This is a genomic window from Pontibacter sp. CAU 1760, from assembly GCF_054482735.1.
In genome coordinates, this window is record NZ_JBTLRL010000010.1 from 37,979 (window position 1) to 61,406 (window position 23,428).

Annotated in this window: 16 protein-coding genes; 4 read left to right on the forward strand and 12 right to left on the reverse strand. The window is 53.5% G+C overall.

Going from position 1 to position 23,428, the window contains the following annotated elements; genetic code table 11:
- Positions 1-72 precede the first annotated feature (72 nt).
- Positions 73-1,167, forward strand: coding sequence for an AI-2E family transporter (locus ACXYMU_RS14665; RefSeq protein WP_458987160.1), 1,095 nt, complete (start codon positions 73-75; stop codon positions 1,165-1,167).
- Between the two features lie 80 nt (positions 1,168-1,247).
- Here the strand turns inward: ACXYMU_RS14665 and ACXYMU_RS14670 are convergent, their stop codons facing one another.
- Entirely contained in the window at positions 1,248-4,040 is a 2,793-nt protein-coding gene (locus tag ACXYMU_RS14670; RefSeq protein ID WP_458987161.1) for an outer membrane beta-barrel protein, read from the reverse strand.
- Positions 4,041-4,335: 295 nt separating this feature from the next.
- Here ACXYMU_RS14670 and ACXYMU_RS14675 point away from each other — a divergent pair, with 295 nt between their 5' ends.
- A complete protein-coding gene (locus tag ACXYMU_RS14675; RefSeq protein ID WP_458987162.1) occupies positions 4,336-4,890 on the forward strand; it encodes a DUF2062 domain-containing protein in 555 nt (184 codons plus the stop codon).
- Between the two features lie 79 nt (positions 4,891-4,969).
- On the opposite strand, the gene ACXYMU_RS14680 is transcribed toward ACXYMU_RS14675, so the two are convergent.
- From ACXYMU_RS14680 to ACXYMU_RS14695, 4 genes are all read right to left on the reverse strand, one after another.
- Positions 4,970-5,848, reverse strand: coding sequence for an OmpA family protein (locus ACXYMU_RS14680; RefSeq protein ID WP_458987163.1), 879 nt, complete (start codon positions 5,846-5,848; stop codon positions 4,970-4,972).
- 118 nt (positions 5,849-5,966) lie between these two features.
- Entirely contained in the window at positions 5,967-6,869 is a 903-nt protein-coding gene (locus tag ACXYMU_RS14685; protein WP_458987164.1) for a bifunctional transcriptional activator/DNA repair enzyme AdaA, read from the reverse strand.
- Between the two features lie 68 nt (positions 6,870-6,937).
- Positions 6,938-7,657 carry a tetratricopeptide repeat protein gene (locus ACXYMU_RS14690; protein ID WP_458987165.1) on the reverse strand — a complete coding sequence of 240 codons (720 nt, stop codon included), beginning with the start codon at positions 7,655-7,657 and terminating at the stop codon, positions 6,938-6,940.
- A gap of 78 nt (positions 7,658-7,735) precedes the next feature.
- Entirely contained in the window at positions 7,736-8,464 is a 729-nt protein-coding gene (locus ACXYMU_RS14695) for a tetratricopeptide repeat protein (protein WP_458987166.1), read from the reverse strand.
- 193 nt (positions 8,465-8,657) lie between these two features.
- Here ACXYMU_RS14695 and ACXYMU_RS14700 point away from each other — a divergent pair, with 193 nt between their 5' ends.
- On the forward strand, positions 8,658-9,917 hold the full coding sequence (locus tag ACXYMU_RS14700) for an alkaline phosphatase family protein (protein ID WP_458987167.1): 1,260 nt from the start codon (positions 8,658-8,660) through the stop codon (positions 9,915-9,917).
- Positions 9,918-9,967: 50 nt separating this feature from the next.
- Here ACXYMU_RS14700 and ACXYMU_RS14705 read toward each other — a convergent pair whose 3' ends face one another.
- The 6 genes from ACXYMU_RS14705 to ACXYMU_RS14730 all read right to left on the reverse strand — a co-directional run bounded on the left by ACXYMU_RS14705 (position 9,968) and on the right by ACXYMU_RS14730 (position 17,701).
- Positions 9,968-11,356, reverse strand: a complete 1,389-nt coding sequence (locus ACXYMU_RS14705) for an MBL fold metallo-hydrolase RNA specificity domain-containing protein (RefSeq protein ID WP_458987168.1) — start codon at positions 11,354-11,356, stop codon at positions 9,968-9,970.
- A 204-nt stretch (positions 11,357-11,560) separates the two neighbouring features.
- On the reverse strand, positions 11,561-12,610 hold the full coding sequence (locus tag ACXYMU_RS14710) for an N-acetylmuramoyl-L-alanine amidase family protein (protein ID WP_458987169.1): 1,050 nt from the start codon (positions 12,608-12,610) through the stop codon (positions 11,561-11,563).
- 176 nt (positions 12,611-12,786) lie between these two features.
- Complete coding sequence (locus ACXYMU_RS14715) at positions 12,787-13,107, reverse strand: antibiotic biosynthesis monooxygenase family protein (protein ID WP_458987170.1); 321 nt, start codon at positions 13,105-13,107, stop codon at positions 12,787-12,789.
- An 80-nt stretch (positions 13,108-13,187) separates the two neighbouring features.
- A complete protein-coding gene (locus ACXYMU_RS14720) occupies positions 13,188-14,273 on the reverse strand; it encodes an FUSC family protein (RefSeq protein WP_458987171.1) in 1,086 nt (361 codons plus the stop codon).
- A gap of 42 nt (positions 14,274-14,315) precedes the next feature.
- Complete coding sequence (locus ACXYMU_RS14725; protein ID WP_458987172.1) at positions 14,316-17,222, reverse strand: PD-(D/E)XK nuclease family protein; 2,907 nt, start codon at positions 17,220-17,222, stop codon at positions 14,316-14,318.
- A gap of 44 nt (positions 17,223-17,266) precedes the next feature.
- Positions 17,267-17,701, reverse strand: a complete 435-nt coding sequence (locus ACXYMU_RS14730) for a VOC family protein (RefSeq protein WP_458987173.1) — start codon at positions 17,699-17,701, stop codon at positions 17,267-17,269.
- Positions 17,702-18,189: 488 nt separating this feature from the next.
- Here ACXYMU_RS14730 and ACXYMU_RS14735 point away from each other — a divergent pair, with 488 nt between their 5' ends.
- Positions 18,190-20,001, forward strand: coding sequence for a S8 family peptidase (locus ACXYMU_RS14735; protein WP_458987174.1), 1,812 nt, complete (start codon positions 18,190-18,192; stop codon positions 19,999-20,001).
- Between the two features lie 17 nt (positions 20,002-20,018).
- On the opposite strand, the gene ACXYMU_RS14740 is transcribed toward ACXYMU_RS14735, so the two are convergent.
- Positions 20,019-23,423, reverse strand: a complete 3,405-nt coding sequence (locus ACXYMU_RS14740) for a UvrD-helicase domain-containing protein (RefSeq protein ID WP_458987175.1) — start codon at positions 23,421-23,423, stop codon at positions 20,019-20,021.
- Positions 23,424-23,428: the final 5 nt, after the last annotated feature.

Genomic DNA, 23,428 nt, shown 5'->3' on the forward strand with positions numbered 1-23,428 from the left:
AACTTGCATCCCATCATAACCGCTATTGGGCCTTTACAAAACAAAAACGGGCCCAAAAGCAGTAGTAAGGGTATGGCGAAAGACAATAACAAGTTACGGCAATGGACCTACATATTGCTTTTTGGCGTGCTGCTGGTCTATGTGCTGATCGAGACGCGAAACTTCCTGTACCCGGTCTTCATGGCGCTGCTTTTCTCTTATTTGCTGTACCCCATCGTGCACCAGTTAGAAGCATGGGGCGTACCGCGCATTGTGGCCAACCTCGTCACAATCCTGACAGGGATGGCCGTTTTTGTTGGGTTGCTGATACTGCTTTATGGCCAACTCACTTCTTTTCTGGGGGATTTCCCGACCCTGCAGGAACAGGCCTTGCGGAACATCGACCGCTTGCAGCACAGCATAGACGAGAAATTCGGCAGCTCTAACCCGGAGGATGAACGGTGGCTACGGCACCAGGTGAACAACGCCTTCGACATCAGCGGCTCCTTTATTGCCGGCCTGCTGATGAGTACCACCAACACCCTCACCAAAATCGGTCTGATGCCCGTCTATATTTTCCTGATGCTCTATTACCGCAACAAAGTCGAAACGGTGATCTACCGGGAACTGCCTTCCAGGGAGCACAACCGGACGCAACGGGTTATCCGCGAGATCTCGCACGTGACCAAACGGTATATGGGCGGAGTGGTGATGGTGATCTTCATTCTCTGTGTCCTCAACTCGGCAGGACTGCTGCTGATCGGGGTGGAGTATGCCATCATGCTGGGCGTGCTCTCAGCCCTGATGAATTTCATACCCTATTTCGGAACACTCATCGGAGGGGCCATCCCTTTATCGTATACCCTGATGGTGCAAGGGTCGCCGCAGAAATCGCTGTGGGTGCTGCTCTTTTTCCTGTTTATCCAGTTCACCGAGAATAACATTCTCACGCCCAATATTACGGGCAATCAAGTGAACATTAACCCGATGTTCACTATCCTGAGTATTATAATAGGGGGGATGCTTTGGGGGCTGCCCGGCATGTTTGTGGCGGTGCCGCTGCTGGGTATGTTCAAGGTATACTGCGACCACCACCGCGACTTGCGGGCATGGTCTTACTTGCTGGGTACGGAAGGCACAGAGGAACACGCCCTTACCCTGGAGAAAATAAAAGGCTGGTTCAGGTAGCGTGATTCTAAGCGCAGCACGGGCGCATGAAAAAAGCCCGGCAATGCTGCACGGGCTTCTGTTGTTCTGCTATTTTTTTGCTATTCCGGGCGGCGGTTGCCGCCCCACTCCCTATTGCGTTCATTGCCATCCATACCGTCTGGCAATTTGCCGCTGTAGTTCCGGATGTTATAAGTAAAGGTAAGCATAAAGTAACGCTGCAGCACGTTGGTCTGCACATCCTCCACATAGTCAGAGCGGACATTGCGCTGCACGCTCACATTTTGCTTCAACAAGTCGTTTACGCTCAGACTTAGCTCACCCTTTTGGTTCTTAAACACTTTTTTGCTCAAGCTCATGTTCCAGAGCAGGAAGTTGTTCTCAAGCCCGGATGACAAACCGGAGTTATACTGGTGGTTCAGTTCAGTGCGATATACCATGCCTTTCCAGAAGATCCAGTTGTAGCGCAGGTTCGAGGACTGGTTAAAGTAGTTGTTGTTCTGGTTTGTGAACTGGGTATTCTCAATGATGTTATAGCTGGAGTTGGTCGAAAGGTTGAAGTCGATCTTCTCGCTGATGTTGCTGCTCAAGCCAAGCCCTACGCGGAGATTGGTGGATTTGGCATAGTTCAGCTGGTCGTTGTTCAGGCCCGGTATTCTGGCATAACCCAATCCCCCGTTTATGTTGAAATTGGCTTTTACAAAATTTACGGGCTGGCCATAGTTAAAAAAAGACCGGATGTTCCAGTAGCCATCCAGGTTCACGGGACGCGTGAGGCGGGCACCCTGTCCCAGCACAAAATCATCGCTCAGCCGGATAGGGTCCTGTAACGTGAAGGTACTGCTGGCAATGTAATTATCCGTTCGGGAGCCCATCAGAAAGGCGAAGAACACTTTGTTTGTCTCCGGGTCGAAGTTGCGGTAGCGAAGCATCAGGCGATTCTCATAAGACTGTTCAAGGTTGGGGTTGCCAATGCGCGCCTGCACCGAGTTAGACGGGTCGTATACATCCTGCAGGTCCTCTACCGAGGGTGCATCGGTGTCTGAGCGGTAATCCAGGAACAACGTTCTGGTTTTTGAGAACTTATACTCTAACTGCGCAGAGGGGAGGATGCTGTGGAAGGTGCGCTCGAAGTCAAGCACTTTCGGGAACTCCTGGTCGTTTTGCAGGCGAGCCTGCTGGTACTCCACTTCCGCCTGAAACCGGATCTCCTCGGTGTTGTACTGGTAGCCCAGCTCTGTTTCCTGGGTAAGGTACTGGCTGTCGAAGGTGTTGGTGAAGATTGTGTCAAGCTCGCTGTAATGGCCCGTCTGCTCGGCAAAGCTGAAAGTCCTTCGGTCTATTTCGTTGTTCCGGTTGCCTATCTCATACTCCAGCTGCAGCCTGGAGTTTTCGCTGAGCGGCTCGGTGTAGGACACGTTGCCTTCCCAGGAAAAGCCCTTCTGGAAAGCGTCGGTATACTGTTGCAGGTTTACGTTCTGGCTCTGGTCATTGAAATAGATCGTGTTAGACAGCCGGTAGGCGTCTTCATTCAGATTACTGTAGCCCGTGTTGATGCGGGAAGAGAACACCCGGCCCGCTTTTTCGAAGCGATGACTGTAAAAGATATTGTTATTTAAATTGTAATTCACCCGATCCGCGTTTGAGGTGTTCGTTATTTGGTTCAGCTGTCCCTCGTCCCACATCGTTTGCCCCAGCAAGCTGGTCACGTTGTCGTTCTGCTGCACCGTTACGTTCGGGGTAATCAGCAAGCGGTCTTGCTCATTCATCTTGTAGTCGAGCCGCATGTTAAAGCGGTGGGAGTTTTCTATGTTCTGCCGCACCCTGTTTTCAGTGTAAGTCTGTCCCGGGAAAGTGGCTTGCGTATAGTCCTGGAAAACATAGCGGCGCTCGTTGTTTTCGCGGTTGGTGTAATTATAGTTGCCGCTCACTTCCATTTTGGCGCCCCACATGTCGCTGTAATTTAGGCTAAGCGTGTTGGTGTTGATGATCCCGCTTGGCGAGCCGCCTCCCCAGCCGCCACGTCGCCCGCGCATACCCCCTCCAGGGGTTTCACCGATCGAAAAGTCCAGCATGTTGATGTTGTTGGTCAGGCCTGTAAGCGTGAAGCGCCTGTCGCCGTTAAAGAAGTTAACAGCGGCTCCTACCATGTAGCGGTCATCGGTACCATAACCCGCCGACACTTTTCCGAACTGCCCCACGCGCTTGCTGGGCTTCGTCACGATGTTCATGGTTTTCTCGCGGTTGCCGTCATCAAAACCACTCATCTGCGACTGGTCACTGCGCCTGTCGAAAATCTGCACGCTTTCGATCACCTCGGCTGGCAGGTTCCGCAGGGCGGCATCGGCATCCTGGCCAAAAAATCTTTTCCCGTCCACAAAAACCTGCTTCACATCCTCTCCCTGCGCCTGAATCTTGCCATCCTGTATCACCACACCCGGCATTTTGGTCACTAAATCTTCTGCACTGGCATCAGGGGTTGTTTTAAAGGCACCAGCGTTGTACTGGGTCGTATCGCCTTTGGCAGTTCCCAAAGGCACGCGCCCGACCACCTCAATTTCCCTGATGCGGGTAGTTTCCTCCTGCATCGAGAGCGTGCCCAGCTGCAAAGGCTTGCCCTCCACCCGTATGGCCTGGGTATAGGAGGTATAGCCCAGGTAATTTACCCGCAGCGTGTACTGGCCTGCCGCTACGCGCTCAAAAGCGAAGTTGCCCTCCGTGTCGGTGACGGTGGCAAGGGGAGTAGCCGCGGCTGAATTCTCGAGCAGCACAGTGGCACCCGGGAGCGCCGTAGCGCCGGGGGCGCTTTTAACGGTGCCGGTCACGGCTGCACGCTGCGCAAAGGCATCGGCAAAGGCAAACAGCAGGAATAGCAAGAGTAATGTCTTTTTCATGATAGGTTGATAAGAGAATGGCTTGTCGACTGAGTCAGCAATTAGACCTGAGCGGGGAGCCTAAGTTTAATGTTGCACCAAAAATATTTTTGAACCTGAAAAAAGCACTGTGGGGGATGCCAGAGGGGAATTAGGGAAAGAATAAAAATAAATTGGAACGCAACAACAACAAAGCCCTGGCAGTAAGGTTACATAACTGCCTTGGGCGTATAAACAAGCAAGCCACATACCTTAGCATGCTTTATTTCCGCGCGCACGGCTTCAACCTATACATCCATCTTAGTTAACTTTTCCCTTGTCACTGGTCAGCATCATTTCCGGTTTTTTTCAGCGGCGCCTGGTGCAGCCCATGCGCAACCTGCTGCAGCAGGGGATGACACCAAGGAAACTCGCTGCCACGGTGGCCGTTGGCGCCGTGGTAGGGGTTATGCCTGCCTTTGGCTTTACCACAGTGGTAAGCACGGCCCTGGCTGCCCGTTTCCGGTTGAACATCGCCGCTACCGTGCTGATTAGCTACCTGGTGCAGCCGCTTCAATTGCTTTTGCTGATTCCGTTCGTACAGTTGGGAGTGTTTTTATTTGGGCTGACTGAGCTGGAGCTTTCTATTGCTGAGATGCAGGCCATGTTCCGGGCCGACTGGCTGGATGCCTTGCAGAAACTGTGGGTCGCAAACCTGGCAGCCGTGTCGGTTTGGGCCATGGCGGCACTGCCGACGGGAAGTGCTTTATACCTGGTGCTGTTTCCGCTATTCAAAAAAGTGCTTCCGGCGCAGCAGCCTGCGGTAGTGTTTGCGACAGTGGCGGGTATGGCACCAGTCGAAACACTGGGTATTGAAGACGATCCTTTATGACATTGATCTTAAAATAGATACTCAAAAAAAACGGGCCAGCCTCAATAGAAGCTGGCCCGTTTTTATGTCTAGCTGTCGATCAGGTTGTCTCCAGGATCTGGAACAACTCATCCAGTTTCGGTGTCAGGATGATCTCGGTGCGGCGGTTTTTCTGACGGGCCTCTTTGGAGTTGGCCTCATCTAGCGGCACGTACTTCGAGCGGCCGGATGGTGTTACCCGTTGCGGGTCAACGCCAGCGGTTGTCAGGATGCGGGTGATTTCAGTGGCGCGCAGCACACTCAGATCCCAATTGTCCTGCATACCGGCCGTGCCTCTTGCAATCGGCACATTGTCGGTATGGCCTTCTACCAGCACGTTCACGTCCTGCTGCTCTTTCAGCACGGCGGCAAGTTTCTTCAGCGCATCCACTCCTTTAGGGTCCACTTTGGTAGAACCCGAGTTGAACAGTAGTTGCTCGGCCAGCGACACATACACCTTGCCATTCCGCACATTAATCGTCAGGTCCTTGTCGTTAAAGCCCAGCAGGGCGTTGCTGACACGGTTGCGCAAGTTGGCCACGGCTTTGTCTTTCTCGTCCAGAATGCGCTGCAATTCCGCCAGGCGCTGCTCACGGGCTTTCAGGTCGGCGTTCAGGCGCTCGATCTGCGATTTGCTCATGGTCAGGCTTTCTCCCAGGGTTTTGCCTTCTTTCTGGGCCTGTGCCAGGCTTTGCTGGTAAGCAGCCTTTTCCTGCTCCAACTTGGCGCGGTCCTGCTCCAACTCAGACTTCTGGCGCTCTAAAGATGCCTTCTGTTGCTCCAGTGTGGATTTGTCGTCCTGCAGCCCGGCTTTGTCAACCTCCAGCGCATTTTTGCGCGCCATCAGGTCCTCGTATTTCTTTTTGGACACAACGCAGGACGAAAGTGCCATGCTACCTGCCAGCAGGTACACCGAAGCGCTCAGTAATTTCTTTTTCATATAGTATAGCTAAAATGATTCTTTAGGTGATAAGCAAATATAATAAAATCCGCTTTATAGGCAGGAGGCTACAATACGAATTTCAGACTTAATGACAGGCCCTCCATTTTGGTAGCCACTACGCCTGAAAAAGTGGGAGTTGCTGCACAGGCTCCTGTGTTCCAATTGGCTTGTGGTTTTGTGATGCCTCCCAGCCGATCATGGCCATCTTCCGCTCGATCCCCCAACGGTACTCCCCAATGCCGCCCACGCTTTTGATGACCCGGTGGCAGGGAATCAGAAAGGCGATGGGGTTGCTGCCAATGGCGGTGCCTACCGCGCGACTGGCCGTAGGGTTGCCTATATGCTGGGCCAGGCTGGCATAGGAGAAGAGGTTGCCCTCGGGTATGCGGAGGAGCGCTTCCCATACTTTTAGTTGGAAGGGAGTCCCCCTCAGGTGCAAAGGCAGCATTTGCTGAGGCGCTGACTGCTGGCTCAGGAAGAAATCTGCCACTAACTGGTGTAGCGCATCGTGTCGGTGCTGCAGGGTTGCGTTAGGCCAAAGTGCCTTTAGTTCCTGTAGCGCGGCATCTTTGTGCTGGTAAAAGTGGAGGTGGCAAATTCCTTTTGCTGTAGAAGCCACCACGTACTCCCCAAACTGGCAACTGCCGGTGCTATAGTTTAAAGCCAGCTGTGCCCCCAGTTGTTTATACTCGCCGGGCGTCATGCCTTCTACCTGCAAAAATAAGTCGTGGAGACGACCGGTACCGGATAGCCCGGTTTGATATGCCGCATCCGCAAGTGACGCAGTTTGGGCCAGCGTAACTTTGGCATGGCGTAGGGTAAGGTACTGCAGAAACTTTTTAGGGCTTACGCCTGCCCACTCCGTAAACACCCGCTGCAGGTGCGTGGGACTCAGGCATACATGCGCGGCAATCTCCTGCAGATCGGGTTGGCGGGTAGCGTGCTCCCTGATAAAACGCATGGCCTTAGCCACTGTGTCGTAATGGTTCATAAGGCCAAGTACCGTATAATCGGCCATACTGTCAACCCGTTTCTTGCGATAATAAATAAAAAAGCCTCTGCTGATGGCAGAGGCTCTGATTGCGCTTAGTTACTGGAGGTAGGCTGAACACCTGATCGGAAGAAGCCCTGAGGGTCGGGCATTTTATCGGTCAACAGGGCCAGGTACTCATAATCGATATGGGTCAGGTTTATGGCACGGCTCTGGTGCAGGTAATCCCACGCTTCGCTATACTTCTTTTCAAAGAATTTTACCTTCGAGAGGTTAAACAGCGCAAAAGAGTTGGCGGCGTCGGCCGTGATAGACTCTTCCAGGTAATGCCGCGCCTTTTTCAGGTGTTTCTTCTTCTTTTTCCCGTTGCTGTATAGGTTCAGGTACGATGTGGCCATATCAGACAAAAGCATCGAATTCCTGGCGTCCAGGGTCAGGGCTTTTTCATAAAACTCTATTGCCTTTTCATCATCGCCCTGCGCGGAGGTAACCAGCCCGAAAGCCCAGTGGGTGTCCTTGTTGTCGGGGTTCAGGAGCCAGGCAAGGTTAAAGCGGTACATGGCCGTATCTACCTGCCCCTCGTTTAGGTACTCCCAGGCACGCGTCACAAAAAACTTGCTGGCTTCCTGCCGGCTTGCAAAGCTTTTGTCGCAGCTCGTCAGGAATTTCTCATCCTTCCGTTGCTGTTCATCTGATTTTGGCAACCCACCAAACATCGGGAGTACTTCAATGTCCTTTTTAACGGGTTGTACCTGTGCCATGCTCAGGGAGGTGGCGCAAGCGAATGCTATGACGGCTAAAAGTATTTTTTTCATCGGATGTTCCTGCTTTGTCTAAGCGCTTTTGTTTTGGGTGAAGTATAAAAGTAATTTAATCGGATTGATTTCACAAACTCAGGGCTTGGGTGGCAAAGGGTATTTGCCCAGTGGGTCTTGCTGCTTTTTCAGCAGCGCAGTAATAAAGGCCTCATCGCCTAAACTTGCATCCAGGCCCTGGCTCTTGTGCAGATACTCCCAGGCCTGCGCATACTCCTGCAGGTAATAGCTGTTGATGGCCAGCTTGTAGTATAAATCCGCTTCCTCCGCCGACAATATCACCGCCCGCTCCAGCATCTGCTTACTCTGCAACAGGTCGGCAGGGTTGCTGGAGTCATAGAAACGGCTCAGGTGCGTGGTGGCGATGTCGTTAAGCAGTCGCGTGTTATTGGGGTTATTCTTCAGCGCATAATTCAGCGCGAACAGGGCTTTGTCATACTGCTGTTGTTGCCCATGCACCAGGCCATACCCCCAATAAATGTCGTTGTTGGTACTGTCCATGAGGTATGCCCGGCTATAGAAATAGGTCGCCGAGTCCAGTTTCTCCTCTTTGAAAGTCCGTTGCGCCTGCAGCACATAATATTCGCTGGCCAGCGCCGGGCTCCTGAACCTGGTCACGTTTTCTTCCACAAAGGCCGCCTGTTTCGCCAGCGCCTCCGGTGTGTCGGGGTTAGTAACCGGCATTACATCAGCCAACGTCAAAGCGGGCTGCGCGACACGTGGCGGTGACTTTGTGAGGACTGCCGGGGCCTGGCAGGCGTAAAGTCCTAAGAACAGCAGAAAGGTCACTAGAAGGGAGGATCGCATTTACTTGAAAGGTTGTTTGCTACTATCAACGCCCTTGCTGCAAAAAAAGTGCTGGGTTCTGATGTATGCATGGCTACGGAGGCGTTATCGGGCTCAGGTGGCATGTGCAAAACGATATGTAAGTTACAACTGAGCCAACGGGTATACTTAAATTATATTTGCGCCTCATGAAGTTTAGAAGCTACCTTGCGCTATGAAGAAGTATCTCCTGTTCGTTTGCTGTGCCCTGCAAGCGCTTACCCTGTTCGCACAGCAAGACAGCCTACAGCATGTGGTGCCCGGCCGGCAAAACAGTCCGAAGCAACAACAAAAGCCTTATGTCATCCTGGTTTCAGCAGATGGCTTCCGGTATGACTATGCCAACAAGTACGACGCTAGTTTTCTGAAGCGCATGCGGGCACAAGGCGTAGAGGCAGAGGGTATGATTCCATCTTTTCCTTCCAAGACATTTCCCAATCATTATACCATCGTCACGGGGATGTACCCCGCCACCCACGGCCTGCTGAATAATCACTTCTACGATCCGGTGCGTCAGGACAGCTATACCATCCGGGACCGGAGCAAGGTGGAGGACGGGAGCTGGTATGGCGGTATGCCGCTGTGGGTGCTGGCGGAACAGCAGCAGATGCTGACAGCAAGTTTCTTCTGGGCCGGGTCGGAGGCGCCTATTCTGGGCACCTATCCTACTTATTACTATCATTATACCAAGTCAATACCGTTTGAGCAGCGCGTGGAAACGGTGGTGAACTGGCTGCAGCTACCCGAAGCGAAGCGCCCCCACCTGATCACCTTTTACCTGCCGGAGGTAGACAAAGCAGGTCATAACTATGGCCCTGATTCCCCGCAAACAAAGCAAGCCGTGCAACTGATAGACTCCTACATGCAGCTACTGACATCGGCGGTTGAAAAGACGGGGCTGCCGGTCAATTTCATTTTCCTCTCCGACCACGGCATGACCGCTATCGATCAGGAAAATTCGTTACCGCTGCCAACGGCTATCGATACGTCAAAATTTATTGTGTCGGGAGATGGGATGGTTGTTGAGTTGCATGCCCGCGACAAAAGCGCAGTGAAACCGACTTACAAGAAGCTGAAGGCCGAGGCCGAGGGGTATAGGGTATACCTCAAGCACCAGCTTCCGCGGCACCTGCGCTATGGCCGTAAATTCGACGCCTCTGGCCGGGGAGGGGACATCATCTTGCTAACAGAAGCCCCTAAAGTCTTCAGTTTTTCCACGCGTAAACCAGCGCCAGGCAACCATGGCTTCGACCCGAAAGAAGTGAAGGACATGTATGCGACATTCTACGCCTGGGGGCCGGCCTTCAGGAAAGGGATCACGATCAAGCCTTTTAAAAATATACAGGTATATGGCTTGGTCACCGAACTACTGGGGTTGCCCTATGAGCACAAAATAGACGGCAACAAGAAACTAGCAAAAAAACTCCTGCGCTAGTAGTAGGCACAAGCGCTTTCTCGGGTATGAGGATGTGGCAAGCGCTCCAGTTAGATCGGGTACTTATAGCTTAAGTCCGGAACGATCACCTCCAGTTGCAACTCCGTTTCGATTTTCTCTTTCAGCACTTTGGTGGCGCTATCCTCACCATGGTTCAAAAACACTTTCTGGGGTTTATTTTTGAAATGGCTTAGCCACCATAGCAAGTCCCCTTGGTCGGCATGGGCAGAGAGCGAACCAATCTGGCTGATGTGTGCCTTTACCTCATACTCCTCGTCGTCTATTTTAATGGAGTGGGCTCCTGAGCTGAGTTGGTGTCCACGCGTGCCTTCTGCCTGATGGCCAACCAGCAGCACCGTGTTTTTGCTGTTGCCCACCAACTGTTTCAGGTAGTATAAAACACGCCCTCCAGTAACCATTCCGCTGCCTGCAATAATAATCTTGTTCTTGGGCCCGTCCGGACGCAGCACGCTCAGGGTTTCGTCAAAGCTTTTGATGATGTGCACATTCTCGGTCAGGCGGTTGCATTCGCTGTCCGAGAGGGTATGCCAGCTGCGGTGCAGCTGAAAGATCTTGGTGACATCCGCCCCCATCGGGGAGTCGAGGTATATGGGCAGCTCAGGGATGCATTTCTCAGCCATCAGGTTGTTGAGGATCAGGATGATTTCCTGCGCGCGCTCTACCGCAAAGCTGGGAATGATCAGGTTGCCGCCTTTCTCTACTGCGCCTTTTACCACGTCCTCCAATGCCTGAAACGGCGACACGTCCGCATCATGCAGCTTATTGCCATAGGTGGACTCCATGATCACGTAGTCCGCTTTCTCGATTTTGGCAGGGCCATCCAGGATCAACGGATCACGCTGGCCTAGGTCGCCGGAGAACAGCAGATGGCGGCCATCTGCCTCGACCTCTACCATCACGGAGCCGAGAATATGCCCCGTCTTGTGGAACTTGAACTGCACATTGTCTTTCACCTGCACCCACTCCCTGTCCGGGTGCGTTTCGAAAAGCGCCATGGTTTTGTTGACATGCTTCTCGCGATACATTGGCTTGACTGGCTTCTTTCTCGGGTCGCGCCGTTTGTTTTCTTCCCGCGCATCCTCTTCCTGAATGTGGGCACTGTCGAGCAGGATAATTTCGGTGATGTCGCGGGTGGGGGCGGTCGCGTAGATAGGGCCGGAAAAACCTTTCTTGACGAGTACTGGCAGGTAACCGCTGTGGTCAAGGTGCCCGTGCGTGAGGATGATGGCGTCGAGCTCGGAAGGGTGGAAGGGAAGCTGCTTGAGCTTGTTCAGTTTCCGCTCCGACTTGCTTCCCTGAAAAAGGCCGCAGTCAATCAGTATTTTGTAGTTGTGCGACTGTAGAAGTGTTTTAGAGCCCGTTACAGTGCCGGCTGCTCCTAGAAACTGCAGTTGCACGGGCGTAGCGTTGTTTGCCATAGTAGTGGTAGTGGGTATGCGTTACGTGTTTCTCCTCAACATCATTGCTCAGGTGATTACGGTCATACGTGTCGCAACGCCCACTGGCTAACTAAAAACAGCTGGAGAAATGCAGGTATAAGGCACTGCGCAGCGTATACGGCTACCTTCCAGTAAATTAAACAGACTTTAAATTACTGCCCGCACTAAAAATCTGGCAGCTGTTTATTTGGCGCGATAATCATCCAGGACGCCTTCCGTAATCCAGTTAGCGAGGGCTTGCCGGTTGTTGGCGATCACAAAGCGGCGCTGGTCAAGGTCGTTGCGGATGTTGCCCAGTTCTATGAAAACAGTGGGCGGGTGGCTGTACTTGATCACGTACAGGCTGCTGCGGTGCGACACGCTCCCCGAGTAATCGCGGTTAGGCTGGTGGCGGCTATATTTCGAGGTGAACCGCTGGTGGATGGTTTCAGCCAGTTTCTGCCCCAGGGCGCTGTTTTCGTGGTGATAGAAAAACACGTCGATGTTCTGGCTTTTGCTGCGGCTGTCGACATGGATGGAGAGCATGCGCTGGTAGGCGCCTTTGTGCCTGGCATAGAGCGCGTTTATGGCTGCAGTACGCTGGCGCAGCCGCGCGGTCTGGTTAAGGGCTATCTTCTGGGCGGGGTAATTCACTTCATCCCGGTCCATTTCCAGGATTGCCTCGTCCCGGATACCATCATTTTGGTCCTGTATAATCATGTATACGGTGGCGCCGTGTTCCATCAGGCGGCGCGCCAGCCGAATGGTCACATCATAGGCATACTCGTCTTCGGCCAGTTGGTGCGGGCCGTATGTACCCACCGCCCCAGGGTCGGGACCGCCGTGCCCTGAAACCAGGTAGTAAACAGCGCCTTTCAGCTGTTGGTCCAGAATCTTGACGCGGCCATACCGACTGCCGAACAATGGCACGTGTAGCGTGCTGCCCACCGTGCCTGTCAGGGCTGTTGTTCTGGTTTCGGGGGGAGTTGTTTTAGATGCGCCCGCTGCGGGCTTTCCCGAAGTGGCAAGCGGTAAAATATAGGTGCGGCCCGTGTATAAACTTTTGCCTTGGCCGATGTTGGCTTTGTTTAGTTCAAGGAACTCCTGCAGGTGCTGGGAAGGGTCGAGGCCGTGGCGGCGAAGCAGCAGGTAAATGCCATCACCTGAGCGGGCCACCACCTGCGGGTTTGTCTGTTGCCCGGAGGCAAAAAAGGGGAGTAAACTAAATAAAAAGACGAGTATTCTGTTGTACACAGCTTAAAGAGTCTAGGTCAATTAACGAAACGAATTGCAGCGATAGTACTAAAAAAATCTCAGGAAGGAAAACCCTGTCAGCTTTCAGAGTGCGTATTTTACTGTAAGTCAGCCACTAATGGTTTTGGCTAAAATGGCGCGTAGCAAAGCATTTGACTGGGGGACGTTGCAAAAGACTACTCAGGCTGATGGCTGGCGTGCACCACCTCGTAATGGCGCACCATGCGGTCGTAGCGCACGGCCAGTTGCTGAATGGCAACCGGTACAACGGCAACTAAGGAGGAATCGCCTGCGAAAGCCCTGATATCTTCCAGGCTGTCCCAGTGCGAGATCACCAGGAATTCCTCTTCTCCCTGCGCCAGTTCGCGTTGTTGCACCGTTGCACCCCTAAAGCCCTTCAGTTTAGAAAGCGCCGGGAAAAGCTCCTCTCTCAGGTGCCGTGTATACGCGGTGGCGTCGGATGCTCTGAAAACGCCTGTCCAGTGTCGTGCAATCATGCTGGTGGTTTTAGGTTGAAAATAGCTTTGAGAGCCTGCTATACTCAAGTTGTAAAGAATTGTTTAGCAGGTAACCCCTCTCAGGCGAGCGCCGGGTATTCTTTGGCAGGGTTCTGCCGCTCCGTCTCGTCCACAATGCGGTTGAGGTCGGTAAGGATGCTGCCGACATCGCGGAGCGTCTCCAACGACGAGATGCCCTTTACCTCCTGCAGGCTAAGTGCCTGTTCAGACCGGGCCACCTCCACGCTACTGTGCAAAATGGCCAGGTTAGCAGTAGCAGGATCTACAATGGTATTGCCAAAGGCCGCGATGCAGGCAGAGGTGGCCTCCATGGCCCTTTTGAGTTGCTGTATGTCGCTGTACTCCAGTTGAAAAACCGGGTTCTGCTGCAAATCCGCCAGCCCGCGCCTGATTCCCCTGATCTGCACCACGATGTGCTCCAGTTTCTTGATGCTGATGGCCAAGCGGCTGAGTCGGGTGCGTTTGTGGGTTAGAAAAAGGTTGTACTTCAGGCTTTGCTCGGCAAGCTGCAGGGTCTGCAGGCACTCGTCTTTGGCCCTGATCATGGCATCTACCTCTGAGCGTCCTGTTTTCCGGGGTTTGTTGTTCAGGTCGAGCAGGGTATGCAGGCTTCTGAGCGTATCCGCGGCCAGTCTGCTGAAACCGATGATGCTTCGCTCTACATCCGGCAGGGCGTTTTGAGGGATGATGAGCGCGTTTATACCCACGGCTATTGCCGAGCCGACCATGGTCTCCAGAATCCTGTCGATGGCGTAGCCCTCCTCACCACCTCCAAGTGCCATCACCAGAAAAGAACTGATCGCTACCTGCGAGATAATTTGCGGGTTCATGCGCAAGGCCTTAGAAATGCCCATCCCCAGCAAAATCACAAAGAAGATAGACACGGCTCCCACCTGGAACCAGTGCCCCATCAGCATGCTCAGCATCACGCCCCCCACAATGCCGATAATGCGCTGCGTGGCCTTGTCCACGGAATCGGCTACGGTTACCTGCACCGTCATAATCGCGGCCAGCGCTGCGAAAAAGGGATAATCGGCATGCAACAGGTTGGTGGCCACAAACCAGGAAACAGCAGCAGCCAGCGCAGTTTTTATGATCTGCAGGGTGAGTCCGAAGCGTGTCGCTATCTGTAAAAGCCTGTTCAAGGTTTGTGGTTTGCTCTAGTCTAGATTTAACTACCTGTTATGTTACCGTGCGCAAATGCCTTTGTACGGGCACCACTGGCACACCTCCAAGTCATTTGTTTTACGGATTGGCTCTGAGGGGTCAAGCATGCGCTGCACAAACCCGGCCAGCAGTTCCTCCGAGGCAACCATGAAATCCTTCGGCGTGGTGCCATCCGCTTCCGTGAAGTTGAACTCTGATGTCAGTACGCCGGCATCAAGGTTACGGAACGAGAGGATACCCGACTGCGGGGCGATGCTACTTGCCGGTACGTGTTGCGCATTCCGGAGTATTGTTTGAGGGTTTTCCTGCAGGGTGCGCTGCAGGATGTATTGGTAAAGCCACAGCTGGCGGGCTTTGTCATATTTAGCGTCTGACGTGAAATGCTGCGCAGCGTCCCCGGGCTTAATCTTCAGTTGGTTGGCTTCCACCTTTCCGGTTTTGTAGTCGATCACCCGCAGGGTATGGCCGGTCAGGTCGATGCGGTCGGCTTTTCCCGCAATCCGCACCTGCAGCAGTTCGTCGCCCACCTTCACGGGCAGGGTGGCTTTCAGGGTATCCTCCAGGCGTAGCACGTAGAGCGGAAGCTCCTCAGAGTGCAGCAGCTGTTGCAAGTATTTTTCCACTACCTGCACCGCTACCTTGTAGAGTAGGTAATTCATACCCCGCTCGGGTGTGGCTCCTCGGGTCACACGCTTAAACTCAGCCTTCATCTGCTTCGGAAGTTCCTCGAGCATGTGCGCCACGTCGGCGGGCTGCACAGGCTTGCCGCTCTCCTCAAACTTTCGGAAAAAGTCTTCCAAAACCTGGTGCACCAGTGTTCCGAACTTGTCGGCACCCAGCTGCTCCTCTACTTCCTCTACCTCCTGTATCTTGGCAATTCGGGTAAAGTAATACTGCAGCGAGCAGTTGCTATACATGTTCAGATGAGACGGATACAAGCCGCGCTGCAACTCATTCTTAAGCTGCTCCAGGGTATGGCTGTCTTTCTGTATGATAATCTCCTCGCTGTACTTGCGGGTGTCCTGCAGCTCTACGGCTGCCGTCATGTCGCGCAGCTTTATCCGGGGGTTGCGCAGCGCCAGATCGTTTTGCAGCTGCTGGAGGAAACGGCTCTTTTCGCCAGCGCCATACGTATCGGAGGGCAGCACATACAGCAGGTTCACGCGTTTGGCGCGCTGCAACAGGCGGTAGAAATTATAGGCCATCGCGCCCTCCGTTTCCGAATAGGTTGGCAGGCCGAACTCACGCAGCACATCGTAAGGCATCAGTGATTCATGCCGCTTAGGCGCAGGCAGTGTGTTCTCATTCACCGACAGGATGATGAGGTTCTCGAAATCGAGGGCCCGGGTCTCCAGCATACCCATAATCTGCAGGTCCGAGATCGGCTCCCCGCTAAATGGGAGCCGCGTGGCCGAGATTAACTCGTACAGGAACTTGCGGAAGCTGCGCACCGAGATCTTGTGCTCCCGGCAGTCGAAAATGCTGTCGAGCCGCTTGACGAGGGTATAGAAGATGTAAAGGTATTCCGTTTCGATGGTGTTGTGGCCATGGCTGTACACCTCACGCAGCAGCTCGATCAGGCTGTACATGCTCGTGATGATGTCGTCGCAGTCGCGCCAGGTCCTGAACAGCACCTCAAAGAGCGGGTGCTGCTTGCCCAGGTGCAGGAGTTCTTTGGCGGAAAGCAGCACGCGGTTGTCCTTCACCATCTCGTCAAGCACCTGCTGCACCAGGCTGTGGTACTTTTCCTGCTCCGGCTGGTCGTTCAGGTATAGTTCATAGCGCCGGATGAAAGGGTGCGTCAGCAACTTAGACACTGACAGGTGATGATACTGGTGTACTTTGTAGCCTGACTCCTGCAGTTGTGTGATGCCGGTAAGGTGTACTTCGAAGAGCAGGTCGATGAGGTTGAACAGGGGAGTGCCCTTGAAGCTCAAGCCCATCGTGACGTTATAATTCGGGATGTTCTCGGGTATGGAATGCAGCACCGGCAGCAGCAGGTTCTCGTCAGGCAGCACAATGGCCACCTGGGCGTGCTTGTCCTGCTCCCGGATTTGCTGCAGCAGTTGACCGGCCAGTTTGCCTTGCATGCTGGCATTGGCCACCCCAATCACGTTTATCTCTTTCTCATCGGTAAGCAGCAGGTTTTGTTCCCAACGCCATTCCGGCAACTTCCAGTTGTTTTTATAAGATCGCAGAAAAGTACCGGCCCGGTTGGGCGAGCCTTCTTCCATGTAAAACTCGTCCGTGTCAAACAGCACCTCGGCCTTGTCATGTTTCAGCAATGTCCTGATAATCTTCTCCTCTGAAGCCGTCAGGGCATTCAGGCCGATAAAAACATACTGGGCGCATGTTGTCTCTTTGGCGATGCGCGGTATGTCGTCGGCCACTTTCCGAAACGCCATACCGGTATAAGCCTGCTTTTTAGCGTGCAGGCGCTTTTTCAGGGTATGGTATGTGGTTTCGATGTTATTCCAGAGGCTGAAATACTTGCGGATGGTCGGCGACACGTCCTTGCCCAGCAACTCAGGGTCCCAGCGCTCCAGGGCCTTGGCCTCGCTCAGGTACTCAAACAGCTTGCCCGTGTGCACCAGGTTCTGGTCGATGCGGTTAAAATCATCGAGCAGCGTGCCCGACCAGGTCACAAACTGGTCGAAGTCCAGCAAGGGGTCCTGTTCACGCATCAAGTCATAAAGTTCGAGCTGCAGGTTGATGGGCTCCAATACCTCCGTCTGGGCCAGGTTCCGGATAAAGTCTTCCATGGCCGACACCTGCGGCGACCAGATCGGCTCCGGTGCTGCCTGGGCTAGGGCGTTTTTAAAGAAAAAGCTTGCCCGCCTGGACGGCAGCACAATGCACAGGTCGCTGATGTTCTCCTTGTACTTCTCGTAAATGTATTTCGCCGTTAGCTCAAGAAAGGTTTGCAAGGCTATGAAAGTGGAGTGTGGTTAAATGGATACACTGCTGTGTTTTAGTGGATAGAAGGGGTGCGTTGCGCCTTCGGGTCTTCCAGCGGGAGAAAAGGGTTATAGGCAATTTCCCACAGGTTGTCGTCCGGGTCTGCCACATAGCTGCTGTAGCCGCCCCAAAACACTTTCTCCGGCTGCTTCAGCACTTTTACGCCCTTGGCTGCCAGGCTTGCCACTAGCTCATCCACCTCCTGCTCCGACCCCACATTATGGGCCAGCGAAAAGCCGCGGAATCCCTTGCCCTCGGCAGGCACACCCGCGTCATCGGCCAAGGCCTCCTGCGGGAAAAGCGCCAGTTGGATACCGTTAAGCTCGAAGAACACGATGCCATCTGTACTGCTGGCGGCAGGTTGCCAGCCAAAAACCTTCATGTAAAACTCCTTAGAGCGTTGTAGGTTTCTGACGCCGAGGGTGATAATGGTGATACGTGGTTCCATAGGTGCTGTGGTTAGGGGGATTGTTCTTCTAAAGGCCTGTAAGTGGTATGAGTATCCGCTACTCTAATTATACTCTAAAGTACGGCATAATCCTGAGTACTCCGAATCTGTGGAGATGATAATAACTTATGGTCTGAACAGGGTATGAGTGTCAACCGCGAAAGTCTGTAGCGCGTAGTTGGTGTATTCGGGTGGCTGATCTCCCCCCCATTCGAAATTTTAGGAAGGCAAAGGCGCGTTGACCAAACGCCGGGGGAAGTTTTAAAGGCGGGTTTAACAGGCTGTTGCGATACAGCTTTCCTATTTTTTTACAGCCTGGAAGATAGGTAGCCCAATCTTAAGGTATGGCAAAGGGAAGTTGAATAACATGGAAGATAGCTTATAGAGAGCGGATTATTGGCAGCTATGACGCTGCTGTTATTACCTCTAAAGTCAAGTATGTAACCTGCGTTCCGGTTTCCCTATAGGTTCATCAATAAACATGGAAGATGAAAAAGCGACCTTACAAATCATACCCTACACCACAGCCTGGGTGGAAAAAAGCGAAAGCTCCTGCATATGTGCGGTTTATCGTGCAGGTTAGCCTGGTGCCCATGTTGCAGGAGTACACGCTGTCACTTATTCAGCAAAAGTTAAAGGGGAGTATGTGCAAGCCGCTGATCACCGGGCAGTTCGGTTCCAGGCTCAGCACTTACTGGGTGGTTGATATCCCCTCCGTAAGTGACCCCTGGCAGATAGCCCGCCAGCTGGAGCAAGTTGACGGGGTAGTGGATGCCGAGCCCGACTTGCCCCGCTATACCTCCGTCGGTGGTCCGGAAGACCCGGCAAGTAACGAAACACCTCCGCAAGCGATTACTGGAACCCGTGCCGGGCAACGGGGAGGGACGGCACCTGACGTGTACGACTGGAGCGCCAGCCCCTACATCGGCAACCATAACAGCGCCACGCCCGAGGGGCGAGCAAAAATCAGGAGGTGGAACCATGAGGCGGTCAATTTCTCGGGACAGGAGGTGGCAAAGCTACTGGGGCAAGCCGGGCTGCGGGCCTTGGCATCCTTAAAGCTGGCGCAGTTTGACACAGGGTATACCGGCCACTCCAAGGTGGCGGGAGGCTTCAACCTGCTCCACGATTACGATGCGGTGGATCATGATTGGGAAGCAAGGGATGAACCCTCCCCATGGGGTTTCCTGAAGAATTACGGGCACGGCACCCGCACGGGCAGCATCCTGATCGGGGTGGAGAATAGCCGGGTTCCACCGGCTCAGGAGGGGAATGTCGGCTTGTTGAAAACCATGGCCGGTAACATACCCGGCGCTGTGCAGATCACCCCGTTTCGGGTGGCCCGCTCTGTTGTGCTGCTCCACCGCATCAGCGATTTGATTCGGGCGGTTTCGCAGGCGATGAGCTCCGGATACCAGGTCATGACCCTGAGCATGGGGATTTTACCCGGCAATGCTGCCTTGTATAACTTGGCACGGACTGCTTATGAGCGTGGGGTTATCTGGTGCTGTGCGGCAGGCAATGTCGTGCAAGTGGTGGTGGCACCAGCCAAGTATCCCGGCGTGATTGCGGTGGCTGCTTCCAACCCGAACGATGCCCCCTGGCCGGGCAGTTGCCGGGGCCCTGAGGTGGACATCACAGCACCCGGGCAGTTTATTTACGTGCCGGTCCTGACAGATAACTTGCGGGAATCGATGGCCTACGGGAATGGCACCAGCTACGCCACGCCGCATGTTGCCGCCGCCGCGATGTTCTGGCTGGCCAAACACAAGCAGGCGACAGCGGCCGCGTATACCCAGCCCTGGCAAAAAGTGGAGGCTTTCCGGTATTGTCTGCAAGTCTCGGCCAGGCAAACGCCCCAGCTCCCAAGCAGCCAGTTCGGGGCCGGCGTGCTGGACATTAGCGCTCTGCTGCAAACACCATTGCCGGCTCCTTATCAATTAACGCATGCCTACCTTGGAACAAGGGGAGATGAGAAGCCTGCCTTGAAGGAACCACTGGCCGCCCGCGAAATGGCTTACAAAGACTGGCATACAGTGCTCGCAAAACCGCAAGGCAGAAGCAGAACAGCGAACTTAATGCAGGAACCGGTGCACGCGGGAGGTATGGCCAGGAGCAGGGAGGCAGAGCACTTTGCATCCCTGCTGGAGCACAAACTTGGTCGAGGAACAACAGGCCGAAGAACGATGAGTGGTGAAGCGCCGCTGATTGACAGTGCCGCCGCCTTTGCGCGCCTGGTGGCACTGCAGGAGCTTGAGTACCAGGGTAAGCCCTCGTACATGACTGACACTCCAATTTAGGCTAACGCCTTATTCGCTTATAGCTCGAGCCCAAGCTGTTCCGACTTCTTATCGGCATATTTCCAGTTTTTAACTTCTTCCGTTTCAAAATAATAAAGCAGGCACTTCACGGTATGGTAACCCAACTGCCGGAAACGCACGGCATACTGGTCCAGTTTATTGCGGTGCTCCCACTGAAAAGGCGGCGACTTGAAATCAAGCAACACCACGGCTTCGCCATCAAACACAATTCTGTCCGGCTTATAAAGGTATGCGCGGGCATCCAGTACTTCCTTTTCGTGCTCCACAGCTACTTTTTTAGTGAAATAATAGCGTAATTTGGGATGCTGCAGCACTTTGCTCAGTTGTTGCTTCATCTCCGGCTTTTCCCGTTCACTGATGATGCCCTCGTTCACCATCTGGCGCAGCACCAGGTCCAGTTCCTGGGCAAACGCAATGCGCGCCAATGCGTAATGCAGTTTTCGGTTGAGCTGGCGGTGAGTAGTCTGCGTTTCGAAGTCGAACACATTATTGGCATGCTGCTTTATTTTCAGGCGCTTTTCCCAATCCGTGGCGTTTAGGTAATCCAGCAGGTAGGTGCTGTCATCCTCCTGCGGGACATGGGAAGGGGGCATGGCTGACCCTTTGGACAGTTGGTAACAGAATCGGCCGGGTTCCCATTGCCCGGTATGCACCAGGTAGCGGTAGAGCAAGTGGCTGATGTTTTTGGCTGAGCCTTCCAGTGCCCGTGCGGCTTTTTTCTCTTCCTGCAGGTCTTTGCTGTTGCCGATGAGGTATAACCGGTCGATGGGGCGAGTTAGGGCCACATACAGCATGTTCAGGTTTTCAATAAAGGTTTTCTCCACCTCTGCGCTATAAGCATGGGCCAGAACTGTTTTCTCTAGTTTAGAACTTATGTTAACTGCCACGCTGCGTAGCTTTCCGGTCACGGTTACTTCCTCCGGCAACTGGCTCCACATCAGCGATCTGCTCATAGGCTCCGTGCTCCAGTCGGCAAACGGCACGATCACGATGGGGTAGGCGAGGCCCTTGGATTTGTGGATGCTGGTGATGGTGATGGCGTTCCTGTTTTTGGGAGTGTTGATGCTGAGCTTTTCTTTCTGCACCTCCCAGTATTGCAGGAAGTTGTTAAGGTTGTTGCTGTGCTTGAGGCTGTATTCCAGCACCAGGTCCAGGAAGCGGAAGAGGTACTCGCTCTCGTTATTCTTATTAAGCAGGCCGAATATACGGATCAGCTTCTCGGTTAACTCATAGATGGAGAGGTTTCCGGTTTCGCGTTCCTGCAAATCAAACCCGAACGCGCGCAGCAATTCAAAAAACGGTTGACTGCCCGCCTCATTGGCGATGGTGGCAATGGTTTGCGTCATCCCTGCATCCGGCGCTTCTCCCCTCGTTACTTTCCGGACCAGGTAGAGCGCCTCTGCTTTAGCCAGGGTGTCGTTCGGGCGGTTAAATACCCGGAACATGGCAATAAGCAGATTGATGACTTCGGCAAACTGCAGGGAAAGAGAATCCTGTGAGATGATGTCGAACTTACGCTCTTTCAAAAAGTTGGCGATGAGCTTGCTTCTGCTGTTGGTGCGGCACAAGATGGCCATGTCCTGTAAGCGGTAGCCTTCCACTTGTGCCTCCTGCACTAGCTGGAGCACCATATTCAGCATGCTTTCGTCGTAGCTAAGTTCTTCCAGGTGGGTATAATCCGGGTATAATTGCGCTGTCCGTTGGCAAGTGCTTAGGTCATAGCGGTAATTCATGTCGTCGTCGTGCGTAAACATGACCTGAATCTGGCCGCCGTTCTTGGCATTTCCCACCGGTACCTGCTGCTGGAACTTGTCGTCGTAAATAGCCGAAAACATACCAAATTGCTGGTGCTGCGCACTGATAAAAGTAAACAGGGCATTGTTGAAATCGATGATCTCCGCGCGGCTGCGGTAATTGGTACCGAGCGTGTCTGGCTGCAGCGCCAGGTCCACGGACTGGTAGCGCTCCTCAATGAGGGGGCCGTGGCGGCGGTTCTGGTACAGGTTCTCGGTGGTCTGCTTATAAAGGTGCAGGATCTGTTCCATCTCACCGCCCCGCCAACGGTAGATGGCCTGCTTGGCATCGCCCACCACCATGCTGAAATGGCCGGAAGCCAACGCATTGTCTACCAACGGCAACAGGTTGTTCCATTGCAACACCGAGGTGTCCTGGAACTCATCGATCAGGATGTGGTTGTATTTCTCGCCCAGACGCTCATATATAAAGGGCACCGGCTCCTGCAGCACAATATCGATAATGCGTTTGTTGAACTCCGAGATATGCACCGTGTTGCGGTCCAGCTTGATTTCCTGCAGGCATTTCTCAAGCTCGTTCAACACCGATACCTTATAAAGGTGCGGCACGACCGCCTGTATGAGCGTAAAAGTGTTGGCGTATTGCTCCTTTATACCCTCAATTTGGTGATACAAGGTAGTAAGGCTGGGCTTGATGCTGTCTATCTGCGCTTTCGTGGCGTCCGTAGCCTTGCCTGCATACCATTTATCATCACCTATGGTTTGGCGCGCGAAGTTGTTGCCATAGTTCAGGTCTACGGTGCGTGCGAAGGTATTGAAGTAACTGTAAATGCCCCGGGTGCTTTGGTATAAGTCGGAGGGAGTTACATTGGCTTGCTGCATGGCCTCCATCGCCTCCGCAGCAGTGGCTTTAACGGCGGCCTCCACATCAGTTACCACCTGGTACAGCTCGTGCCGCACCAGTTTAAAGTCCTGCAGGCTCAGTTGCTGCAAATCTGTCACGGCTTCGTACACCTGCTCGTTCAGCAGGTTTTTGGCAAAATCCATCAGGTCGTCGGGCAACATGGTCCAGCTTTTTCCTTCCCGCGCCTTCTCCAGGGCATATTGCTCCAGGGTTTCAGAGAGCAGGTCGTCCTTGCTGTCGCTCACCTTGTCCAGCAACAGCGTCACGGCAGTACTTACCAATGAATTTGAATCCAGGTCCACCTCGAAGTTATGGGGGATGTGTAACTCCCGGGTAAAGGCCTGTACGATCTTGTTCACAAAACTATCGATGGTGCTGACAGAAAAATCGCTGTAGTTATAAAGGATCTGCCGGAACACCAGGCTTGACCGCTCCCGCACTGTGTCTACGGTCAACTGCTCCTCCGGGTACTCCTGCTGCAAGTCTGAGGTGATGGCATGCAGCAGCTGCTCGCTTTTCTGTCTGTCTTTTTCCGGCAGGCGGGTATCGTTGAAACTTCGCAACGCCGCCATGATTCGCTCTTTCATTTCAGCCGCCGCATCGTTGGTGAACGTGATGGCCAGGATGGAGCGGTAGTAGTCGGGGTTAGGTGACTGCAGTGCCAGTTTCAGGTATTCCTTGGTAAGGTGGTAGGTTTTACCTGAACCGGCAGAGGCAGAGTATATTTTGAAGGTAGCGGGCATAAGCT